Source organism: Bacillus sp. CHD6a, from assembly GCF_001293645.1.
GTDB lineage: Bacteria > Bacillota > Bacilli > Bacillales > Bacillaceae_I > Sutcliffiella_A.
Window position 1 is genome coordinate 93162 of record NZ_LBMD01000017.1, and the last position, 22365, is coordinate 115526.

A 22365-nucleotide genomic window follows, 5' to 3' on the forward strand; every position below is an offset into this window, starting at 1 on the left:
TTATCTAGGCATTTAAGTTTGCACGCTACACGCCTGTGGAATGACATTCATATAGTAAGGAAAAAGATTTTATCATTTCCACCTACTTAAATAGAGGAAGCAGTTTCGAATTCTTGTATGTAGGTGCTATAATGAAATAATTGAAGTGAAGACATAAAGTATAAAATACCTAAAATATAAAACAGATTATCTCTTTGAGGGGGAAGCAATATGAAAACAAAATTGCATTTATTGTACGGCGGGAAATCAGCAGAACACCAAGTTTCTTTACAAACAGCATTAGCTGTAACAAAGGCTTTAAATACCGATAAATTTGAAGTATATCCGTTATACATAACGGAATCAGGAGAATGGAAACGTGGTGGCTTGTTGAGTGGGCCGGCAGAAAGCGTACATCAACTGAAGCTTGAAGGTGGCGGTACAACCATCGCTCCACTTGCATTGACCAATGAAGAAGAATCCGAAGAAACGCCAACAGTCGTATTTCCTTTATTACACGGTCCGAACGGAGAAGATGGAACAGTTCAAGGTATGTTGGAACTTTTAAATCTTCCGTATGTAGGGAACGGCGTTTTAGCATCCTCTGCTGGGATGGATAAAGTTATTATGAAAAACCTTTTCGACCAAGCAGGGCTGCCACAAGTCGGCTATGCACACTTCCTTCGCTCTGAGTGGGAAAAGGCTGCAGATGCAACTTATGAAAAGGTAGAATTGGAGCTTGGCTATCCATGTTTTGTTAAGCCTGCAAACTTAGGATCAAGCGTTGGAATCAGTAAAGCGAAAAATCGTGAAGAGCTTGAAGTAGCATTCCGGGAAGCATTCAATTATGATCGCAAAATAATTGTGGAACAAGGTTTAGAAGGTGCTCGTGAAATTGAGATTGGTGTACTAGGTAACGATGAGCCAGAATGTTCTGTTGTAGGGGAAATTGCGCCTAAGACAGAGTTCTATGACTACAAAGCAAAGTATGAAGATGGCGATACGGCTATGATCATCCCTGCTGAGATTAGTGAGGACATCTATGAACAAGTAAAGGAAATGGCTATCACTGCATTTAAGGCAATTGATGGAGCAGGACTTGTCCGCGCAGACTTCTTTTTATCAAAAGAGGGTAAACTGTACATCAACGAAGTGAACACGATGCCAGGTTTCACTCCATTCAGCATGTTCCCATTATTATGGCAGCATACTGATGTTTCCTACCCAGAACTAATCGAAAAACTAGTAGGATACGCACAACAACGCCACGCAGAAAAACAAAAGATTAAGCATACATTTTAATAAATAGGCTCTGTTAATTAATACTGTTGATTTTTGCAGCAACATAGCTGTTGATTGGAGCAATAGGCGAAGACTCCTAAGGGAGATAGCGTTTAGGGGAGACCCCGCAGGCGCTTTTCCGAGGAGGCTCCCCAAACGCCCCTAGGAAAGCGAAGCCTAGTGCGTAAATCAACAGCGGTGTTTAACAGAGCCAATAAATAAAAAGATCTCCCCTGTAGATTGGAGTGTAAGGTGTGAGACTCCTCGAAAATGCTAACGCATTTTCTTCGTGCGATGAATCGCTGCCGGAGCTTTCCTTGTCCTGCTGGGGAAACGGTTGGTTGAGACCCCTGAAGCGTTGTGAGGAGGCTCAAACACCGTCCCGCGGAAGCAAAAACCTGGAACGGAAAAATACAGGAGGTTACGAAAGACACAATATACAGATAAACAGGCAGGGGTTGGGTCATCACGAGAAGAGGTCAAAAACACGTGATGTCAGCCCCTTCTGTGTGTAAAAAGAATAGGAGGGAAACCCAAAATGATCAAAAGAACACTTAAACAAATCCAAGAAATGGCGAAAGGACAGCCAATCTCATCCGAATACAGCGCCATCGTTGTGGAAGGCGTTTCAAAAGACACACGCGAGGATATGAGCGGCAAATTGTACATACCAATTATCGGGGAGAATTTTAATGGCCATGCATTTGTCCGTGATGCAATCGAGAAAAAAGGAGCGGTTGCATCCTTCTGGCAGAAAGATCAACCAGAACCACCAACAGACCTCAACCTGATTGTTGTGGACGACACCATCGAAGCGTTACAGCACCTTGCAAGCAGCTATCGTAATGAAATCGGCATGAAAGTCGTGGGAATTACTGGAAGCAACGGGAAAACAACCACCAAAGATATGGTCACCTCTGTATTAGAGACCACATTCCGCGTGCATAAAACAGCAGGAAACTATAACAATCATATCGGCCTGCCGTTAACGATACTTTCCATGAAAGAGGATACGGAAGTCGCAGTGTTGGAAATGGGGATGAGCGGTCGAGGGGAAATCGAGCTGCTTTCTAGCATTGCAAAGCCTGATGCTGCCGTAATCACCAATATTGGGGAATCTCATATGCAGGATCTCGGTTCACGTGAAGGAATCGCGGAGGCTAAACTGGAAATTGCAGTTGGCCTGAAAGAAGACGGCAAGCTAATCATCAATGGCGATGAGCCACTTTTGACAGATAGAGTTGGTGGTAACGCAAATGTCATCCCTTTTGGACTGAAGCCTACCAATGACTATCAAGCTAAAGATATTACCTTACAAGGCAGAGGTACTCATTTTATAATAGAAGAAACAGAGTATTTTATCCCGGTACTTGGTGCCCACAATGTGACCAATGCCCTTGCTGCTATCATTGTCGGGGAGTTATTCGGCGTGTCAGAAGAGAACCGCAAAAAAGGCTTGGAGCAACTTGTTATCACTGGCATGAGAAATGAAGTGGTAGAAACATCTGGTGGATGGACAGTAATTAACGATGCCTATAATGCAAGCCCTACTTCCATGAGAGCAGCATTGGATTTGTTGGGCAGCCTGGAAGGGTATGGGAAAAAGATTGCGGTGCTTGGTGATATGCTGGAACTGGGAGACATGGAAAAGACGTTTCACCATGAAGTTGGCCAATATATAAATGGGAAAAATGTTGATTATGTCTTTACATTCGGTGCCCTTGCTATGGAGATTGCTAAAGGGGCACAAGAAGTAATGAACCCTTCCCATGTTAAACCGTTCATGAACAAACAAGAGTTAACACGTGAATTGCTTCCCCTTTTAGAGTCCGGTGATGTGGTAATGGTAAAAGGATCACGTGGCATGAAACTAGAAGAGGTTATTGAAGCAATTAAATAAATCTCCATTTTCAAAGGAATACAAAGTTCTTAAAATGAGAAAATTAGAAGTAAGCGTGCTGTATTTGCTAAGAATGGTACGGTGAGAAAAAAATTTTGGCGATTTATTCGGCAGAGGAGCGCGATTGAAAGCGCAACCTCCTATAAGTTGGCATTAACCTTTATTGCTATTTAGTGACCGAAGTGTTATTATAACAGGTAATGTGTTTAATAATGTCTACTTATAAAGATTAGGCAAGCGCCCAGACGCGTGCCTAATTTATTAATTTGTATAGATAAAGGAGTAGGAATAATTTGGCGTTATTTAAAGATTTAGGTTTATCAGAAGATATCATGAAGTCTATCGACAGAATGGGGTTTGAAGAGGCTACCCCTATTCAATCTGAAACAATTCCTGTTGCGTTAACTGGGAAAGATGTTATCGGTCAAGCTCAAACAGGTACAGGTAAAACGATTGCATTCGGTCTTCCATTGCTTGAAAATGTTGATGTGAAAAATGATGCTATTCAAGGTATCGTTATCGCACCGACTCGTGAATTAGCTATCCAGGTTGCTGAAGAAATTTATAAAGCTTCTTATCATAAACGTGCTCGTGTTCTTTCCGTATTCGGAGGACAGGACATCAGCAGACAAATCCGTTCATTGAAAAAGAACCCTCACATCGTTGTTGGTACACCAGGTCGTCTACTTGACCATATCAACCGCAAGACTCTTCGTCTTCAAAATGTGAACACGGTTGTTCTTGATGAAGCGGATGAAATGCTAAACATGGGATTCATCGAGGATATCGAAAAAATCCTTGCTGAAACACCAGAACAAAAGCAAACATTACTTTTCTCTGCTACAATGCCTGCACCTATCCGTGCAATCGCTGAGCGTTTCATGAGCGAGCCTGTAAGTGTAAAGGTAAAAGCGAAAGAAGTAACAGTTTCCAACATCCAACAATACTACGTGGAAGTTCCGGAAAAGAAGAAGTTCGATACATTAACTCGTCTTCTTGACATTCAATCTCCAGAGCTTGCAATCATCTTCGGTCGTACAAAGCGTCGTGTAGATGAGCTTTCTGATGCATTAAACGTACGTGGATATTCTGCAGAAGGAATTCATGGTGACCTTTCTCAAGCGAAGCGTATGAGCGTACTTCGCAAGTTTAAAGAAGGTTCCATCGATGTACTTGTTGCTACAGACGTAGCTGCTCGTGGACTTGACATCTCTGGTGTAACACATGTATACAACTTCGACATTCCACAAGACCCTGAAAGCTATGTTCACCGTATTGGACGTACAGGTCGTGCTGGTAAGAGCGGATTGGCGATCACATTCGTTAGCCCTCGTGAAGTTAGCTACTTGCACCATGTAGAACGTGTAACAAAACGTAAAATGGACAAAATGAAAGCACCAACGCTAGACGAAGCACTAGAAGGCCAACAAAAAATGTCCATGGAAAAATTAACGCAAGCTGTTGAAGCGAAAAACCTTGGTTTCTACCGCAATGCAGCGGAACAATTATTAGAAGAGCACGATGCAGTAACGCTTGTATCTGCAGCTCTGAAATTGTTCACAAAAGAGCCAGACGAAACTCCAATCCGTCTGACTGAAGAAGCACCAATGCACTCAAGAAGAGGCGGCGGCGGCGGTGGCCGTAGTGGCGACCGTAACCGTGGTGGCGGAAAGAGCGGCGACCGTAAAGGCGGCTGGAACAACAAACGCTCCGATAACCGTGGCGGCAAGCCAGGTGGCGGTTCTGGTTCAAGAGACGCAAACGCAAAGCGCCAAGGCTACAAACGTTCTTCTCGTAAAGAGCGCGTATAATTAACTTTCACTTAAGAATGCTCGAGAACTGACTGGGATTACTGGTTGGTTTTCGGGCTTTTTTGTTGTGAGTGGGGTGGGCTTGGGAGTAGGGCGCTCTATATGCCTGAATGGCGAAGAAAACGTGGTGAAGTGTCCAATAGAACGGTTCTATAAGCCCGAACGGCCACAGAAACCAAGTAAACTGTCCTATAGAATCCATATATTCCTCTCCTCCTCAACCTAACCATCTCACCCAACACACCCCCGAAAAAAGAACAAATCTCCCCCCCACTTGGGCATACTATCCCTAAACAAATCCGACCTAAAAGGAGGGCCACCCCGCCATGACCATCGTGAAACTTGGCTATGTCGCCATGAGCGTGCAGCTCACCAATGCCTCCCCGTCCAAAACGATGACCTATGCACAGTTTAGTAAAATTAAGGATCGGGAAGCGGCGATTGATAAGCTAGAACGTATTTCAGTGGAAAACCTAGAAAACTGCCTTCGACTGCTTAAGCATAATGTCGCAAACGATATCCGTTTTTTTCGGTTTAGTTCCAAACTAATTCCGCTTGCTAACCATGAAGAAGTGAAAGACTGGAAATTCATGCGGCCGCTTAAAGAAATCCTGTCCGAAATAGGCGACTATATAGAGGAAAATCCGATGCGGGTAGATTTTCATCCCGATCATTTTGTGTTGCTCAATTCTAAAAACAAAGATATCATCAATCAGACTATCAAGACCCTCAGTATGCACCGTTCTCTTTTAAAAGGAATGAGGGTTCCCACCCAGCATCGTTGTGTTCTCCATATTGGAGGGGGGTATGATGATCGGGAGCTGGCGCTTGAGCAGTTTATCCATAACTTTGCGCTTGTTCCGCAACCAATCCAGGAAATGCTGATTCTTGAGAATGATGATACAACATTCCACTTGCGTGATGCTTTATATGTTTGTGAAAAACTGAATGTACCGCTAGTTTTTGATTACCATCATCATCTTGCTCATTTTGAAGAGGATGCAGAGGGCTGGGAGAAAGATTGGGGGCGAGTGGTGCAGACATGGGAGCATTCTCCCCTGCCTGTGAAGATGCATATCTCAAGCCCGAGAGACGAAAAAAACTTTCGTGCTCATGCGGATTATGTGGATCCCAAAATGTTTATGGATTTCCTCCAACCTATTAAAGGGAGTGTGCCGGAGATTCATTGCATGATCGAAGCAAAGAAAAAGGATGAAGCACTTTTTCAGCTGATGGAAGAGATGAAACGTTATGCTGAAATAGAAATTATCGACGGAGCCTCCTTTAGAATTAAATAGAATTTTCCAACAGAGGGCATCCATAGTATACTAGGAAAAGCGACAACTAGAATATATTTGGGAGGGAGAGCAAATGAGGCCGGAGCCTAAACAGATGATAGATAGAAAAGCATTGTCGGTATGGAGGATCTCCGCCGCATTGAATTCCATATACTACGTCCTGCTTTTTGGGGGTTTTTGGTTTATACAACGTGTCTTTGAATTGCCTCGGTGGACATTGTGGATAGCGGGAGCGATTTTTTTACTTATTATATTATTTACGGTTGTTATTTTACCGGCGATGCAATGGAAGCGTTGGCGATTTGAAGTGCATGAACATGAAATCGACTTGCAATATGGCATTTTTATCAAAAGAAGAACCTTGGTGCCGATGGTTCGTGTGCAGCATGTAGATACGCGACAAGGCCCCATTTTAAAAAAGTTTCACCTCTCGACCGTTCTTATCTCAACAGCGGCGACCATTCATGAAATACCGGCGCTTGATGAAGAGCAGGCAGACCAGGTCAGGGATTACATATCAAGACTTGCGAGGGTGACAGAAGATGATGTCTGAAAAAAAGAGGATGCATCCTGCCGCCATTGTTGTAGCTTTTTTTAAACAACTCCGTGAGCTGATGTTTCCAATCATTATTTTCATTTTTTTTGGAAGCAGCTCTGGAGAAGATATATTTGTGATTGTTTACATAGCTGGGATGGTTTTGTGGTTTACTGGGTTAATTGCTATCGGTGTGGTTTCTTGGTATCGATTTTATTATTGGATAGAAGACGGAGAGCTCCGAATGGAATATGGTGTTTTTGTAAGAAAGCGTCGTTTCATTCCACAAGAGAGAATTCAGACTTTGGATACTTCAGAAGGACTGGTGCAACGAATCTTTGGTCTGGTCAAGGTGCAAATTGAAACAGCCGGTGGGGGAACGGAAGCGGAAGCAAGTTTGGCGGCGGTAACTAAGGAAGAGGCAAACAGACTGCGGGAAGCTTTATTGTATTACAAAAATAGAGACGAAAACGTTGATGTATATGGACCGAAGCTGCCTGTTCAGCAACGTCCAAGCCTGGAATCAGAAGAAAAGCCGACATATAAAGCTTCCTGGAAAACACTCTTTATTGTGGGAACAACTTCAGGGGGTATTGGTGTTGTGTTGTCAGCGGTCATTGCGTTTACTTCCCAATTTGATCAGTTTGTCCCATATGAGGATATCATTGACCGTTACGGAATGGTCTTGCAAACGAGTGTGTACTTGATTGCTTCCATCGTTATTGTGGTATTGTTTTTGTCTTGGCTAATTTCTATTGTCATGACCATGTTCAAATACGGTAACTTCACTGTTGTCAAAGATGAAGATGAGCTGTTAATCTCCAGAGGGATTATTGAAAAACGGCAATTAACGATTGCTTTGAATAGAATACAAGCCATCAGAATTTCCCAAAACCTCTTAAGACAACCTTTTGGATACGCCACTGTTTATGTGGAGAGTGCAGGAAGCTCGGGAGGAAAGGAATCTGATTTTTCCACAATTCTTTTTCCGTTATTGAAGGTGTCTGAGGTAGAAGCGCACTTAGAGGAGTTCGTCCCCTCATACATGCTTACAAAAAGTGTTCACGGTCTTCCAAAGAGGTCGATGGTTCGCTATCTTATCCGCCTGATGGTGCCGGCATTACTACTTTCTGTTCCAATTGCCTATTTTTTTCAGCCGTATGGATATATTGCCTTGCTTTCTGTAGCGATTGGCGGTTTATTAGGATACAGCCAATATAAAACGGCTGGATGGGCAGTTGACAAGGAACACTTGCAACTTTCTTACCGCCATCTGAGTAAAAATACTGTCCTCGTCCGGAAAAAAAGGATTCAGTCTTTTGAACTAAGGGAATCTCTCTTTCAGGGGAGAAGAAAGTTGTTTACGATTAAAGCTGCCATAAAAACTGGACTTGGAGGGAAGAACTTTCAAGTGGTGGATGTAGAGCAGAAAGACGGGGAACAGATCTATGAGTGGTATTCTTATGCAAAAAAGCAAGGAGATGTCATGTGATGTGACAACCCTTGCTTTTGTTTTTGAACATGCCATTACATAAACCGTGATAGTATGCCGAACAGCACTAATACGACTAACACAATCCAAAAGATGTTTTGTTTACCGCTCCTTGGTGCGCTCGGTCTGCCGATGTTAGGAAAAATGGCACGTAACGATCTTGGTGATGTAGCCGGCCCTCTTCCTAAGAAGAAAGGTGCTAAAACGGTACCAGCAAAGAATCCAAATAAGTGGGCAATGACATTTATATTAGAATTCAAGAAGGTCATCACAAGCCCAATTCCTAAAATGGTTAAAATCACTTGGGAATTTGCGCGATCCAATAGGTCTGGTCGCAGGAACACCATGTAAAAATAGAGACCAAAAATCGCAAAGATCGCACCAGAAGCACCAAGATGACTGTAAGTGTCATGTTTTAATAGCAAGGTGGCGACGTTTGCTAAGATTCCTCCAAGCAAATAAAAAAGGATGAACTTCACTTTTCCTAACATCCGCTCTACGGCAGGTCCGAACAACACAAGAGAAAGGGAGTTAAATAAGAAGTGAGTCAAGCTGGCATGCAGGAAAATCGGAGTTACCAGCCTCCACCATTCTCCTTGCCATATAAAGAGGTTAAACCCAACGGTAAAATTAAGGACGGTTGCTGAAAATTGGACAACCAGCCAGAGAATAAGATGGATGGCAACAATTGTGGTAATAATAGGATATAATCTTCTAAAAGTACGAAAGTTTTCCGTTCGGACGAACATCCGCTTCACCCTTTCTTCGTTAAGTAGGCTCTTTTCAGATTACCATGTTGGCACTGAAAAGTCTTTGTCGGAGAATCAAAAAAATATATCATTACTATATGAAAGAGGTTGGTCAAAGTATGATTATTGGAACGGGAGTAGACATTGTGGAGCTTGCTCGCATCGAGAAATTAATGAATCGCCAGCCCAGCTTTGTGGACCGTATCCTCACACCGAAAGAGAAAGAGAGGTTCTTAACGCTTAATGAAAAGCGAAAAGTGGAATTCCTCGCAGGTCGTTTTGCTGCAAAGGAGGCCTTTTCTAAAGCGAAAGGAACCGGGATTGGAAAAGAATTAAGTTTTCAGGACATGACAATTGCGTCAACGGAAAAAGGAAGGCCCTATTTTTCTGAGCCTCACACTGCAGAAAATAATGTTCACTTGTCCATATCTCATAGTGAACAATACGCCATCGCGCAAGTAATAATTGAAAGCTTGTCAAGCTAGTCTGCATATTCCCCAAAGCTTGCTCATATACATAGTTCAGAAAGGAGACAAGGTGTACAAGTAGAGCGCCAACCAACCTGCGACATAAAGGATGGTCCGGTATCTCTGCACTCTCACTTTTCTCTAAGATAATCATGTAATGAAGGCAAAGGGGATGAATAATTTGAGAAAAGCATGGCTATTGTTAGTGGTTGGCCTTGTGAGTATCCTTGTTCTCGCAGGGTGCGGTACAAAATCTAAAGAAGATGTGACAGCTTCTCTTAGTGCGAAAGTAGAAGAGATGAAAGGGTATGAATCGAATGCGAAAATGACCCTTCAAACTGGAGCGGAACCACAAGTGTACGAGGTGCAAATCGGTCATAACAAACCGAACTATTACAAAGTGAATTTGAAGAATGCAGAAAAGGATCAAAGTCAGATCATCATCCGAAATGATGAGGGTGTATTCGTTTTGACGCCGGCGCTGAACAAAAGCTTCCGTTTCCACAGTGAATGGCCGCAAAATAGCAGCCAAGCCTATCTGTTTGAGTCGCTTGTGAATGATATCAAGAATGATCCCGAAGCAACGTTTACTGCGACAGAAGAACATTATGTATTTGAAACCAAAACGAACTACCAAAATAACAAACTCCTTCCGACTCAGGAAATTACATTGAGCAAAAAAGATTTGTCACCAGTATCCGTAAAAGTGATGGATCCGGACAAAAAGCCGCTTGTCCTTGTAGAGTTCTCTGATTTCAAATTTAATGCAAGCTTTGACGCTGATGCATTTGATGTGAAAAAGAATATGACGGGTGCTCGTGCAAGCTTGGAGCTGCCTGCATCTGGACCTGTTACGGAAGAGTCGGATGAATTTTCCGCGATGACACCACTTGATACGCCTGCGGGTACAGACCTTAAAGAAGAAACAGTCGTGGAAACTGCTAATGGAAAACGTGTCGTGATGACATATGAAGGCACGAAGACCTTCACGTTGATCCAAGAGAAAGCGCGTAACTCGGAAGTGCCGACATCCCAGCTTGTCAACGGTAACCCAGCAGACCTAGGCTTCACAGTCGGCGCGATGACTGAAAACAGCCTAACCTGGACTTACCAAGGAGTCGACTTCACCCTTGCATCCAAAGACCTCAACCAAGAAGAAATGCTCATGGTCGCCAGATCTGTCCAAGGCGCAGCCATCAAATAACCAAACAACCACCTAGCAGGCCCGTTGCAGACGGGCCTGTATTTTTTTTCGAAAAGGGGTCAGACCCTCAAAGGATTTTCGCTCTCCGTGTCGAAGGGGTCGTTCTTCACATGACTTTCGGGGATTTTTTCGTTATGATAGGAACATATTAATTTGAGGTTGTAGATTGGTAAAGGAAGTGCTTAGGTAGATGTCTAGCTTTCATAGGGATACGTGGGTTGAGGTAGATTTGGATTGTATTTATGAGAATGTGCAAGCGATACAGGAGCATGTGACAAAGGATGTCACGGTCATTGCGGTCGTTAAGGCGAATGCTTATGGGCATGGAGATGCGCAAGTTGCAAAGGTGGCTTTGGAAGCGGGTGCAAAGTATCTTGCTGTATCCTTTTTGGACGAGGCGATGTCTTTAAGGCAGCAAGGAATAACAGCGCCAATCCTTGTCCTTGGTGCTTCAAGGGTTTCCGATCTGCCGCTTGCTGCAAAGGAAAACATTACGCTCACGGTTTTTCGTCAAGAATGGGTAGAGGAAGCTAGTGTTGCCTATCACGGCAAAGCTATGGTGAAACTTCATCTGAAACTCGATACTGGCATGGGAAGAATTGGTGCGAGAACACAAGAGGAAGTAAAGCAAATATTAGAGTTGATTGAAAAAGCCCCTAACTTGCAAATGGAAGGGATTTACACGCACTTTGCGACCGCGGATGAGTTGCAATCAGATTATGTGGAACAGCAGTTTGAAAGGTTTCACACATTGCTGAACCACATAACAAACCAACACGCCATCCCGATGATTCATTGTGGAAACAGTGCCACTACCTTACGATTTCCAACCAGGATCTTTAACGCCGTGCGGGTAGGGATTGCTATGTATGGATTGACGCCATCACCGGAGATGGAACCAGAATTACCTTTTCCGTTAAAAGAGGCCTTTTCCTTGCATACAAAACTCGTACATGTCAAAAAATTAACGATTGGCGAAAGTGTCAGCTATGGAGCTACCTACACAACGAAAGAAGAAGAATGGATTGGAACGGTGCCTGTTGGCTATGCAGACGGCTGGATTAGAAAATTGCAAGGAATGAACATTCTAGTAGACGGGAAACTCGCTCCAATTGTCGGAAGGATTTGCATGGATCAGTTTATGATCAAATTGCCTCATGAACTTCCAATCGGTACCAAGGTGACACTTATCGGGGAGCAGGACGGGAAGAAGATCAGTTCCAATGATGTCGCTGCAAAGCTAGATACCATTAACTACGAAGTCCCATGTATGATCAGTTACCGTGTACCCCGCATGTTTTGGCGCGACGGGAGTATAATGGAAGTGAGAAACTATTTGCAAGACAAACCATTAGAATAGTAAATGGTAATTTTCTGCATAAAAAATGGATTATATAGTGATAATAGAGAAGAATTCGCTAAATGTACTTTGCAATTAACAGCAATGATGGTATTATGGAATATGGAATAGTATTATGTGTCTGTAGTTCTTGGAGGTGTATGCTGTGTCTGAATCCAGCGCAACAACTGAAATCTTGATTCGATTACCTCAAAACTTAGTGTCGGAATTAGATGGTTTGGTAAAACAAGAAAACGGCAATCGAAATGAATTAATCTTTCAAGCAACAAAGATGTATCTTCGCGAGCGCAAAAAGCGTCAGATTCGCGAGTCCATGAGACGTGGCTACATGGAAATGTCTAAAATCAATCTAAACATTGCATCTGAAGCTTTCTTGGCTGAATATGAGGCGGAGCATACGGTTGAACGCTTAGTTAGCGGGGGGTAATCATTTGATTGTCAAACGCGGTGACGTTTATTTTGCTGATTTATCCCCGGTTGTTGGGTCTGAGCAAGGAGGCGTTCGACCAGTACTTGTCATCCAAAATGATATCGGAAATCGATTTAGCCCGACCGTTATAGTAGCTGCCATTACTGCTCAAATCCAAAAAGCCAAACTCCCCACACATGTTGAAATCGATGCGAAGCGTTACGGTTTTGAACGTGACTCTGTTATCCTGCTCGAACAAATTCGAACAATTGATAAACAAAGATTAACGGACAAAATTACTCATCTTGACGAAGAGATGATGGACAAAGTGGATGAGGCGCTTCAAATAAGCTTAGGACTTATTGACTTTTAATAATTGAATCCGTTTTATCGATAAAAAGCTATTCACAAGCAGGTGAGTAGCTTTTTTATTTTGCAGCCGGTTTAGCATAATTATGTACCTTTCCTACAAAGGTACCACCAATAATAGGTAAATAAACCACATTAATGGGTTAATTGGGACTAATCATATTTGACTTTTAAAATGATAAAAATTTATAGTGGTAGTAGTATAACTATAATTAATGTCAATTCTCTAAATATATCTATTACCGAATAAAGGAGCCGGGATAATGAATCAAGATATAATTAAGTACATTGAGGAAAATCGCGAAACAATCTTTAATCAGTGGATTGAAGGGATGGACGAGATCGGCGAAAAGAAAGAGCTTAAGGCTATTTCTGAAAAAGTCTATTTAAGTACAAGCCGTGAATACATCAATTTGCTTTTGAACAATATCAGCAAAAACTCCGATGATCTATCGAATGTGTTGACGGACTTTGCTGAGAAGATTGTTCGTTTTGGCTGGCCGCTTATATATGTAACAGAAGGCTTATCACTTTTTGGAAAAATCGTATATGAAGGAATGACAAGTCATGTTGATGATAGCCGTAAAGTCTCTTTAATTTACGATTTTGAACATTGGCTCCGTCCGGTAGGGAATGAGATTTTAAAATCGTATACAGGTTCTTGGGAACACACGGTTTCCATGCAAAAAATCGCGTTGCAAGAATTAGCGGCGCCTCTTATCCCGGTATTTGACAAGATCTCTGTTATGCCGCTTGTGGGTACTATTGACACAGAGCGCGCAAGACAAATCATGGAAAATCTCCTTCAAGGTGTAGTGAAACACCGTGCGGAAGTGGTCCTAATTGATATTACAGGTGTACCTGTTGTCGATACCATGGTAGCTCACCATATTATTCAGGCTGCAGAAGCGGTTCGACTAGTCGGTGCGAAATGCTTGTTGGTTGGCATTCGTCCTGAAATTGCCCAAACGATAGTTAATTTGGGAATCAATCTAGACCAAATTATTACGAAAAATTCCTTGAAAAAAGGGATTGAAACAGCGCTTGAAATGACAAACAGACAAATTGTGACTGCGGGGGATCAAGAGTGAGAATACCTATTCTAAAGCTTCACAATTGCCTTTTAATATCCATTCAATGGGAATTAGATGATCAAACTGCGTTGCAATTTCAAGAAGATCTTCTAAATAGAATACATGAAACAGGTGCGAATGGAGTCGTTATTGACTTGACCTCCGTTGATATGATTGATTCATTTATTGCAAAAGTGCTTGGAGATGTCATCAGCATGTCAAAACTTATGGGAGCGCAAGTCGTTCTGACAGGTATTCAACCTGCTGTAGCCATCACTTTAGTTGAACTTGGCATCCACTTAGATGAAGTGTTCACGGCATTAGATTTAGAAAAGGGTCTAGAGAAATTACAACAGGAACTGGGGGAGTAAATGATGACTGTCCAATCCTGTGTAAAAATAAGAAACGAATGGGACATCGTAGCTGCCCGGCAGATGGGTAGGAATGTTGCCAAAGATCTGGGTTTCGGAACAGTAGACCAAGCGAGGATCACTACCGCGATTTCGGAGTTGGCACGAAATATTTATTTGTATGCAGGTACAGGTCAAATTTGTGTAGAAGAACTGGATGAATATGGAAAAATCGGCCTAAAAGTGATAGCCACAGATGATGGGCCTGGAATTTCCGACATCCGACAGGTGATGGAGGATGGTTATTCGACATCAGGAGGCCTTGGAGCTGGATTACCTGGAGTAAAACGATTAATGGACTCGTTTCAAATTGATTCTACATCTGGAGAAGGAACGACCATTCATGCCGTAAAGTGGGTTCGCTAGAAGGGGGGATAACCCATGAATTACGAAAAACTTGAATCAGAATATAAGGATATACTCTCTGCCTATTTAAACCGCCAGTCCGAAGAAGCGCTCTATAAAGGGCAAGAATTCAGTCGCAGATTGCTTGGGGAGAAAATCTCACCGGAAGAAATCATCAGTGTGCATAAATCCATGCTGCAAGATCTTTCCCCGGACATTCCAGATGATATACTCCATTCTTTGGATTTTCTACTCGAAGTGATGATCGGCTATGGGATTGCTTACAGGGAGCACCAAAGTCTTCGTCATAGACAACAAGAGATTCAGACCGAGATTGAGATTGCAGCAAATGTACAACAGACGCTACTAGAAACGAAAATTCCTGAAACGGACTCAGTAGAGATTGGGGCGATCAGTGTACCTGCAAAACATATGAGTGGAGACTATTACCATTTTGTTCATAACGAAAAGGATTCGTTCAGTGTTGCTATTGCAGATGTTATCGGTAAAGGCATCCCGGCTGCGATGTGTATGAGTATGATTAAATATGCCATGGATAGTTTACCAGATACGAGAGTTGCGCCAAGCTACGTGCTTGGGAACTTAAATAGAGTGGTAGAACAAAATGTGGATGCAAGCATGTTCATCACGATGTTCTACGGGATGTATGACCTTCACAAGCACCTCTTCTCATTCTCTTCTGCGGGGCACGAACCGCCGTTGTATTTCGATGCGAAGAAAAATGAATTTTATGAGCTAGATGCCAGAGGGCTTGTTCTAGGTATTGACAGACTTGCAACCTATCAACAATATGAAAAAAGAATCGAAGTAGATGATATGGTAATCCTCTTCTCAGATGGAGTAACAGAATGTCGTACAGAAGAAGGATTTATCGAGGTTGATAAAATAATAGATTTAATCCGGTCATATATACATCTGCCGCCTCAGGCCATTGTTGAGCTTGTATACAGGGATCTGGAGAAATTACAGGACTTTCAGCTCAGAGATGACTTTACCTTAATTATTTTGAAAAGAAAGGTTTAAAAGTTTGAGAAGCGGGTATTTAGTATTGGGATGACCTAAAAGTGGAATTCTAATTCATGTTTGAGGTGACGAAAGAATGAATATGGACATTCAAATAAAAGAAGAGTTAAATCAGACGCTTGTCGTCCTGGAAGGGGAAATAGACGCCTATACTGCTCCGAAGGTAAAGGAAAAGGTTGCCCCTCTATTAGAAGGATTCACTGGAGAACTAGTATTTGATTTATCCAACGTTAATTATATGGACAGCACAGGCTTAGGGATGTTTGTAGGTTTCTTTAAAACTGTTAAAGCAAACAACGGTGTCTTTCGTCTGGTAGGTTTATCGGATCGTTTAAAGAGATTGTTTGATATTACTGGTTTAGCAGGAATCATGGAAATTAAATAGGCTCTTTTAGCAGCCGTTAAATAAGTTCACTTAAAGGTGGGGGAACAATGAACCGGGCTTATGACTATATAGAAATGTCTTTTCCAGCAAAAGCAGAGTATGTAGGAGTTATCCGTCTTACTTTATCTGGAATTGCGAATCGGATGGGCTTTTCATACGATGAAATTGAAGATATTAAAATTGCATTAAGTGAAGCATGTACGAATGCGGTAGAGCATGCTTATAAGCAAGATGAAAAAGGAAACATTCGAATCGGATTCGGTATATATAAAGACCGACTCGAGTTAGTGGTAGCTGACAATGGCCGAAGTTTTGATTTTGACAAAGTTAGAGAAGAGTTAGGTCCATACACCGAGTCGCAACCAGTAGAAACTTTGCCAGAAGGAGGGTTAGGATTATTCTTAATCCAAACGCTGATGGATGATGTGAAGGTGCACAGCAATCAAGGCGTTACGGTCTTCATGACAAAGTATGTACAAGGAGAGCAGGTGGAAAGGGATGCAGAATCAATCTCCGTCCAGTAAGCTGGATGTTAATATGCTATTAGAGCGGTACCAACAAGATGGTTGTGAAGTATCGCAGTTGCAATTAGTAGAGCATTATACTGCACTTGTTGAATCCATCGCTCGTAAATATTCGAGAGGCAAAGCCTTTCACGAAGATCTTTCCCAAGTAGGGATGATCGGTTTGCTTGGGGCTATGAAGCGTTTTGATGCGAGTTTTGGCCGAAGTTTCGAAGCATTTGCCGTACCGACGATTATCGGAGAAATTAAACGGTTCCTTCGGGATAAAACATGGAGCGTACATGTTCCGCGTAGAATCAAGGAAATCGGACCAAAGATAAAATCTGCCGTAGAAGAACTGACAAATGAACTACAACGTTCACCAAAAGTCTTTGAAATTGCTGATTACTTGGAAGTAACCGAAGAAGAAGTATTGGAAGCGATGGAGATGAGCCAGAACTATCAAGCTCTGTCTGTCGATAATGCCATCGAGGCAGACTCTGATGGAAGTACAGTTACCATCCTTGATATCGTAGGCAACCAGGATGCTGGATTCGATCAGGTCGATCAGCAGCTTCTACTACAAAAAATATTTCATGTGCTTTCCGAAAGAGAGAAACAGATTATCGATTGCACATTTTTTAAGAATATGAGTCAGAAAGAAACAGGGGAAAAGTTGGGTATTTCACAAATGCATGTCTCAAGGTTACAACGTAAAGCGCTGACCAAGCTCAAACAAGCGTTTTTGGAAGATAATGCAAACACGGAGATTTTTTCATGATTGAACAATTCAAACATAAAAGAGCGAACGTGAATGCCTACCAGAATGCGAAAAACGGAATGTATTTCTGTGGAGACAGCTACTATGTAAGTACAACAGATGACTACTTTTTATGTGTAGTAGCAGATGGTCTAGGTAGCGGAGAATTTGCTCACGACGCTTCTCAGGCAGTTATCTCTGCTGCCAAAGACCATGAAACAGAAGATGTTTCAGTTATCATGAAAGCTTGTAATGAAGCGATGAGAAATAAGCGTGGGGCAGCGGTATCTGTACTGAAAGTCAACTATGCCCTGCGAGAAGTTTTATACAGCTGTGTTGGGAATATTCGATTTTTCCTATATCCTCCGACAGAAAAGCTAATTTACCCACTTCCAGTCAAAGGCTACCTTTCTGGAAGACCTCAAACACTTAAAACCCATCGTTTTCCCTACAAGTCCAATATGAAGTTCTTCTTATACTCAGATGGACTAAATATTCCGTCTGTGAAAAAATACATCAAAGACATCCCTTCCGCTACATCCCTACTAGAAATCGCAGCGATGTTCACAAGCAATGGAATGGATGACGTCACTATCATTTCAGGTGAAATCCACTAGGGAGAACGGAAACTAAAATATCTGCAAAAACTAAGATGATCGAATTGAAATCAACAGCGGTGTTAAAAAATTTCTAAAATTAAAGTTTTTTCAGCGGCCTCTGGTTTGCCGAGGATGCTTCCGGACCTCTCCAGGAAACGAAATGCCTGGAACGAAGATCAACAAGTTAACTCAACATTTCAACGTTCAAGACTGACATTTCCGTGTTAGTCTTTTTTCTTTGTCCAAATAATTTGCTAAAATAGATAATGGGTTAATATGTTGGGAGGCTACAAAATTGGAATGGAACGATAAAAACGAGCAATTGGTCAACCTATTAGTGAAAGACGTAGAAGTGACAAAAGGACAAGCGAAAAAAGTAATTGCCCTCTTGGAAGAAGGCAACACCGTTCCTTTTATCGCCAGATACCGAAAAGAACAAACCGGCTCACTAGACGAAGTACAAATAAGAGCCGTCATGGAAAAATGGCAATACATACAAAACCTTGAAAATAGAAAAGAAGAAGTTACCCGTCTGATCGAGGAACAAGGGAAACTTACACCAGAACTAAAAACCGACATCTTAAAAGCAACCAAACTACAACAGATAGAGGACCTCTATCGACCATACAAACAAAAACGCCGCACAAAAGCGACAGTCGCAAAAGAAAAAGGGTTGGAACCTTATGCTGAATGGCTCCTCACGTTCCCATCCTCTCCTTCACTAGAGGAAAAAGCTGCGGATTTTCTATCTGAGGAAAAAGAAGTGGTGACGGTTGAAGAGGTGTTCGAAGGAGCAAAGGATATTCTTGCAGAAACTTTTTCAGACGAGCCAACTTATCGCCAATATATCCGCGACGTTACTTTTAAGCAAGGGAAGGTAGTATCAGCGGTTAAGAAAGCGGAAAAAGACGAAAAAGAAGTCTTTGCTATGTATTATGAGTATGAAGAAGCAATCGCAAGAATCCTTCCTCATCGAATTCTAGCAGTAAATAGAGGAGAAAAAGAAGAAGTCTTACGAATCTCCATTGCTGCTCCGTCAGATAGAATCGTAGAATACCTTAATCGTCAAGTAATTAAACGAGAATCTTCCATTGCTACACCTCTTATAAAAGAAGCGATTGAAGATGGATATAAGCGGTTGATTGAGCCTGCCATCGAACGTGAAATAAGAAAAGAGCTAACAGAAAAAGCGGAAGAACAAGCCATCCATATTTTTTCTGAAAACCTAAGGAACCTCCTTCTTCAACCACCTCTTAAAGGACGTGTGGTATTAGGGGTCGATCCAGCTTATCGAACAGGTTGCAAACTTGCCGTAGTGGACGAAACAGGGAAAGTTCTTCATATAAGTGTCATCTATCCGCACACATCAGGGGAGAAGAAGCGAGAAGAGTCCATCAATAAGCTATTGGACGTCCTTTCCACCTTTACTATTGAAGTAGTGGCTATAGGGAACGGGACTGCGTCTAGGGAGACGGAGCAATTACTCGCTGATGTTATCCAACAAAGCGGGAAGAGCATCTCTTACTTGATCGTTAATGAAGCAGGGGCAAGTGTATATTCGGCCTCTGATCTGGCAAGAGAAGAATTCCCTGATCTACAAGTAGAAGAAAGAAGCGCTGTCTCTATTGCCAGAAGACTGCAAGACCCGTTGGCAGAGCTTGTAAAAATAGATCCAAAATCAGTTGGAGTGGGCCAATACCAGCATGACGTGGCACAAAAACGCTTAGCAGAATCCTTGAATTTCGTTGTGGAAACGGTCGTGAACCAAGTGGGGGTTAATGTAAACACGGCATCTTCCTCCTTATTGCAATATGTGGCAGGGTTATCTAAGACTGTTGCCAATAATATAGTAAAGAAGCGGGAAGAAGAAGGAAAATTTGCTAGCAGGTCAGATCTAAAAGGTATTCCGAGACTAGGGGCAAAAACCTATGAACAATGTATCGGCTTCTTAAGAATCATTGATGGGAAGCAACCACTAGACAGAACGGGCATCCACCCCGAAACGTATAGCGATGTAAAAAAATTAATGAAGCAGCTAGGGGCATCTGAAAAGGAGATCGGATCTGAAAAATTGCAACAAGCTTTAAAAGGTGTAGATGTCGAGAAGCTGGCGGAAGATCTGAATATCGGACCTATTACGCTTCAGGACATCATTGACTCACTCATCAGACCGGAAAGGGATCCGCGTGATGATATGCCAACACCACTTTTAAAGCAGGATGTTTTAAAAATGGAAGACCTGAAAAAGGGAATGGAATTAGAAGGGACGGTCCGAAACGTGGTAGACTTCGGGGCATTTGTAGATATCGGAGTGAAGCAAGACGGCCTTGTCCATATTTCTAAATTGAGCAACCGATTTGTGAAACACCCTCTAGACGTTGTGTCTGTCGGTGATATAGTCACCGTTTGGGTCGATGGTGTAGAAGTAAACAAAGGAAGAGTTTCCTTGACTATGTTACAACCGGAAAAGCAAGAAGTATAAAGAGAAAAAACCCCCCGAACGGCCAATAAACAGGCTGTCGGGGGGTTTTTAAAAATATAAGAATGCATAAATACCGTTGATTTCCGTTCCAGGCGCTTCGCTTGCCTGCGGGCGGTCCGTGAGCCTCCTCGGCGTGCGCCTGTGGGGTCTCACCTGTCCCTTCCTCCCGCGGGCGTCTACGCGCCTTCCACTCCAATCAACAAGGTTGTTTCATTTTCAGCTATTCTTTTTATGATAGAAAAACCAGCACTGATTCAACATTTTTATCTGATATCGATCCTTCTCCAAGTATGCACGTTGCATTTGCTTCCTAAACCAAGACGGCATCTCTTCACTACCCCCTTCAACCTTTTACTTGAAGGCTCATAATGAGAGGCTGCTTAGGTAAGATTGATGCAAATTAGTGAGTGTGGGGATGGGACGATCTAAGGAATTTGCAAAAATCTTATAGAAAACAGCCAAACATAAATGACTTATTTTTTTCTATACTATGCAGTATAATGGGGAGGGTTCGAATGAAAGGGGGAGAGCAAATGGAAGACAAAGATCTACAGAAGTTAATAGAAGAGATTTCACTTAACTATTTCAACAGACCTTTCCTTCACAAAGCTTCCTTTAATCATCGCCTAAAAACAACCGGAGGGAGATACCTCACTTCAACAAGTAATATAGAGATCAATAAAAAGTATTATGATGCACTTGGTATGGACGAACTAGTAGGCATTATCAAACACGAACTATGTCACTACCATCTGCACATTCAAGGTAAAGGTTACAAACACCGAGATGCTGATTTCCGTTTATTATTGAAAAAAATGGGAGCACCAAGATTTTGTACCCCCATTCAAACACAAGAATCCAAACCGAAAACTTTTCGTATATATGAATGTGTAAACTGTCATCTGCAATATAAAAGAGTAAGAAGAGTGAATACAAACAAGTATAGATGTGGAAAATGTAGAGGGAAGTTAAAAGAATTAGGAAAGCTTGTTGACATGCAACCGTGAAATGTGATAAATTGTTCTAGTCGCTGTTTTAGAGAACGGCTGGATGACAATTATGATAATATATCATTTTTGTTCCAAAAGAACTTGACTTTTAAGTACAAGCTTATTAAAATAAAAACAGTCGGTTGCGACGTAACGTTATAATATATACCGTTTTTATTCCACCATAGCTCAGCGGTAGAGCATTCGGCTGTTAACCGAAGGGTCGTAGGTTCGAATCCTACTGGTGGAGCCATATGGAGAAGTACTCAAGTGGCTGAAGAGGCGCCCCTGCTAAGGGTGTAGGTCGTGTAAGCGGCGCGAGGGTTCAAATCCCTCCTTCTCCGCCATTAATATGGCCCGTTGGTCAAGCGGTTAAGACACCGCCCTTTCACGGCGGTAACACGGGTTCGAATCCCGTACGGGTCACTACAAAGTGGGATGCAAAACATTCTTGTTTTGCTTCCCATTTCTATCCTGGAGGATTAGCTCAGCTGGGAGAGCACCTGCCTTACAAGCAGGGGGTCGGCGGTTCGATCCCGTCATCCTCCACCAGAGGGAACTTATTTTTACATTTCATCGATGGGCTATAGCCAAGCGGTAAGGCATCGCACTTTGACTGCGACATGCGTTGGTTCGAATCCAGCTAGCCCAGCCAACTTTATATAATGTATGCGGGTGTGGCGGAATTGGCAGACGCGCTAGACTTAGGATCTAGTGTCTTTGACGTGGGGGTTCGAGTCCCTTCACCCGCACCATACATTTACACTAGCCATTCATTTTCGCGGTCGTGGCGGAATGGCAGACGCGCTAGGTTGAGGGCCTAGTGGGGGCAACCCCGTGGAAGTTCGACTCTTCTCGGCCGCACCAAAAACACTTAAAAAAGAATTTCAAAAAAGTGTTGACACGAAATGCTGGATTTGA

General features: G+C 42.5%; 23 protein-coding genes and 7 tRNA genes. 28 read left to right on the plus strand and 2 right to left on the minus strand.

The window, feature by feature from the left end:
• Positions 1-210: 210 nt before the first annotated feature.
• From AAV98_RS13905 to AAV98_RS13935, 6 genes are all read left to right on the plus strand, one after another.
• Positions 211-1281, plus strand: a complete 1071-nt coding sequence (locus AAV98_RS13905; protein ID WP_060666160.1) for a D-alanine--D-alanine ligase — start codon at positions 211-213, stop codon at positions 1279-1281.
• Positions 1282-1798: 517 nt separating this feature from the next.
• Positions 1799-3160 carry a UDP-N-acetylmuramoyl-tripeptide--D-alanyl-D-alanine ligase gene (locus AAV98_RS13910; RefSeq protein WP_060666161.1) on the plus strand — a complete coding sequence of 454 codons (1362 nt, stop codon included), beginning with the start codon at positions 1799-1801 and terminating at the stop codon, positions 3158-3160.
• Between the two features lie 332 nt (positions 3161-3492).
• On the plus strand, positions 3493-4971 hold the full coding sequence (locus AAV98_RS13915) for a DEAD/DEAH box helicase (protein ID WP_060666187.1): 1479 nt from the start codon (positions 3493-3495) through the stop codon (positions 4969-4971).
• A 326-nt stretch (positions 4972-5297) separates the two neighbouring features.
• The gene (uvsE, locus tag AAV98_RS13925) at positions 5298-6269 is read left to right on the plus strand and encodes a UV DNA damage repair endonuclease UvsE (RefSeq protein WP_060666163.1); all 972 of its coding nucleotides are present in this window, start codon (positions 5298-5300) and stop codon (positions 6267-6269) included.
• A gap of 73 nt (positions 6270-6342) precedes the next feature.
• Positions 6343-6822 carry a PH domain-containing protein gene (locus AAV98_RS13930; protein ID WP_060666164.1) on the plus strand — a complete coding sequence of 160 codons (480 nt, stop codon included), beginning with the start codon at positions 6343-6345 and terminating at the stop codon, positions 6820-6822.
• Positions 6812-8296 (plus strand): PH domain-containing protein, encoded by a 1485-nt coding sequence (locus AAV98_RS13935; RefSeq protein WP_060666165.1) that lies wholly within the window; start codon positions 6812-6814, stop codon positions 8294-8296. Before AAV98_RS13930 ends, AAV98_RS13935 begins: the two co-directional genes overlap by 11 nt.
• 35 nt (positions 8297-8331) lie before the next feature.
• On the opposite strand, the gene AAV98_RS13940 is transcribed toward AAV98_RS13935, so the two are convergent.
• Positions 8332-9045, minus strand: a complete 714-nt coding sequence (locus AAV98_RS13940) for a rhomboid family intramembrane serine protease (RefSeq protein ID WP_060666166.1) — start codon at positions 9043-9045, stop codon at positions 8332-8334.
• Positions 9046-9164: 119 nt separating this feature from the next.
• On the opposite strand from AAV98_RS13940, the gene acpS reads away from it, so the two are divergent.
• From acpS to AAV98_RS14010, 14 genes are all read left to right on the plus strand, one after another.
• Positions 9165-9530 carry a holo-ACP synthase gene (acpS, locus tag AAV98_RS13945; RefSeq protein ID WP_060666167.1) on the plus strand — a complete coding sequence of 122 codons (366 nt, stop codon included), beginning with the start codon at positions 9165-9167 and terminating at the stop codon, positions 9528-9530.
• 154 nt (positions 9531-9684) lie between these two features.
• Entirely contained in the window at positions 9685-10716 is a 1032-nt protein-coding gene (locus AAV98_RS13950; protein WP_269433468.1) for a LolA family protein, read from the plus strand.
• Between the two features lie 190 nt (positions 10717-10906).
• Positions 10907-12076, plus strand: coding sequence for an alanine racemase (gene alr / locus AAV98_RS13955; RefSeq protein ID WP_060666169.1), 1170 nt, complete (start codon positions 10907-10909; stop codon positions 12074-12076).
• A 145-nt stretch (positions 12077-12221) separates the two neighbouring features.
• Positions 12222-12503 carry a CopG family ribbon-helix-helix protein gene (locus AAV98_RS13960; RefSeq protein WP_010195162.1) on the plus strand — a complete coding sequence of 94 codons (282 nt, stop codon included), beginning with the start codon at positions 12222-12224 and terminating at the stop codon, positions 12501-12503.
• 4 nt (positions 12504-12507) lie between these two features.
• On the plus strand, positions 12508-12858 hold the full coding sequence (ndoA, locus tag AAV98_RS13965; protein ID WP_010195163.1) for a type II toxin-antitoxin system endoribonuclease NdoA: 351 nt from the start codon (positions 12508-12510) through the stop codon (positions 12856-12858).
• A 259-nt stretch (positions 12859-13117) separates the two neighbouring features.
• Entirely contained in the window at positions 13118-13945 is an 828-nt protein-coding gene (locus tag AAV98_RS13970; RefSeq protein WP_060666170.1) for an RsbT co-antagonist protein RsbRA, read from the plus strand.
• A complete protein-coding gene (locus AAV98_RS13975; RefSeq protein ID WP_060666171.1) occupies positions 13942-14298 on the plus strand; it encodes an STAS domain-containing protein in 357 nt (118 codons plus the stop codon). Before AAV98_RS13970 ends, AAV98_RS13975 begins: the two co-directional genes overlap by 4 nt.
• Positions 14299-14301: 3 nt before the next feature.
• Positions 14302-14703 (plus strand): anti-sigma regulatory factor, encoded by a 402-nt coding sequence (locus AAV98_RS13980; protein WP_060666188.1) that lies wholly within the window; start codon positions 14302-14304, stop codon positions 14701-14703.
• Positions 14704-14718: 15 nt separating this feature from the next.
• Positions 14719-15726, plus strand: coding sequence for a PP2C family protein-serine/threonine phosphatase (locus AAV98_RS13985; protein ID WP_060666172.1), 1008 nt, complete (start codon positions 14719-14721; stop codon positions 15724-15726).
• A 76-nt stretch (positions 15727-15802) separates the two neighbouring features.
• On the plus strand, positions 15803-16111 hold the full coding sequence (locus AAV98_RS13990) for an STAS domain-containing protein (protein WP_060666173.1): 309 nt from the start codon (positions 15803-15805) through the stop codon (positions 16109-16111).
• Between the two features lie 47 nt (positions 16112-16158).
• On the plus strand, positions 16159-16635 hold the full coding sequence (gene rsbW, locus AAV98_RS13995) for an anti-sigma B factor RsbW (RefSeq protein ID WP_060666174.1): 477 nt from the start codon (positions 16159-16161) through the stop codon (positions 16633-16635).
• The gene (sigB, locus tag AAV98_RS14000) at positions 16610-17395 is read left to right on the plus strand and encodes an RNA polymerase sigma factor SigB (RefSeq protein ID WP_060666175.1); all 786 of its coding nucleotides are present in this window, start codon (positions 16610-16612) and stop codon (positions 17393-17395) included. The genes rsbW and sigB overlap by 26 nt, the downstream gene beginning before the upstream one ends.
• Entirely contained in the window at positions 17392-17991 is a 600-nt protein-coding gene (locus tag AAV98_RS14005) for a PP2C family serine/threonine-protein phosphatase (protein WP_060666176.1), read from the plus strand. The genes sigB and AAV98_RS14005 overlap by 4 nt, the downstream gene beginning before the upstream one ends.
• Before the next feature lie 277 nt (positions 17992-18268).
• A complete protein-coding gene (locus AAV98_RS14010; RefSeq protein WP_060666177.1) occupies positions 18269-20455 on the plus strand; it encodes a Tex family protein in 2187 nt (728 codons plus the stop codon).
• Positions 20456-20671: 216 nt separating this feature from the next.
• On the opposite strand, the gene cmpA is transcribed toward AAV98_RS14010, so the two are convergent.
• Positions 20672-20782, minus strand: a complete 111-nt coding sequence (gene cmpA, locus AAV98_RS20310; RefSeq protein WP_156317784.1) for a cortex morphogenetic protein CmpA — start codon at positions 20780-20782, stop codon at positions 20672-20674.
• Between the two features lie 206 nt (positions 20783-20988).
• Here cmpA and AAV98_RS14015 point away from each other — a divergent pair, with 206 nt between their 5' ends.
• The 8 genes from AAV98_RS14015 to AAV98_RS14050 all read left to right on the plus strand — a co-directional run bounded on the left by AAV98_RS14015 (position 20989) and on the right by AAV98_RS14050 (position 22311).
• Positions 20989-21462 carry a SprT family protein gene (locus AAV98_RS14015; protein WP_060666189.1) on the plus strand — a complete coding sequence of 158 codons (474 nt, stop codon included), beginning with the start codon at positions 20989-20991 and terminating at the stop codon, positions 21460-21462.
• 160 nt (positions 21463-21622) lie between these two features.
• Positions 21623-21697, plus strand: a tRNA-Asn gene (locus AAV98_RS14020).
• A 3-nt stretch (positions 21698-21700) separates the two neighbouring features.
• Positions 21701-21791: transfer RNA gene (locus AAV98_RS14025), tRNA-Ser, on the plus strand.
• A 7-nt stretch (positions 21792-21798) separates the two neighbouring features.
• A tRNA-Glu gene (locus tag AAV98_RS14030) sits at positions 21799-21870 on the plus strand.
• A gap of 50 nt (positions 21871-21920) precedes the next feature.
• Positions 21921-21996, plus strand: a tRNA-Val gene (locus tag AAV98_RS14035).
• A gap of 28 nt (positions 21997-22024) precedes the next feature.
• Positions 22025-22099: transfer RNA gene (locus tag AAV98_RS14040), tRNA-Gln, on the plus strand.
• A gap of 16 nt (positions 22100-22115) precedes the next feature.
• Positions 22116-22199 (plus strand) — tRNA-Leu (locus tag AAV98_RS14045).
• 26 nt (positions 22200-22225) lie between these two features.
• A tRNA-Leu gene (locus AAV98_RS14050) sits at positions 22226-22311 on the plus strand.
• Positions 22312-22365: the final 54 nt, after the last annotated feature.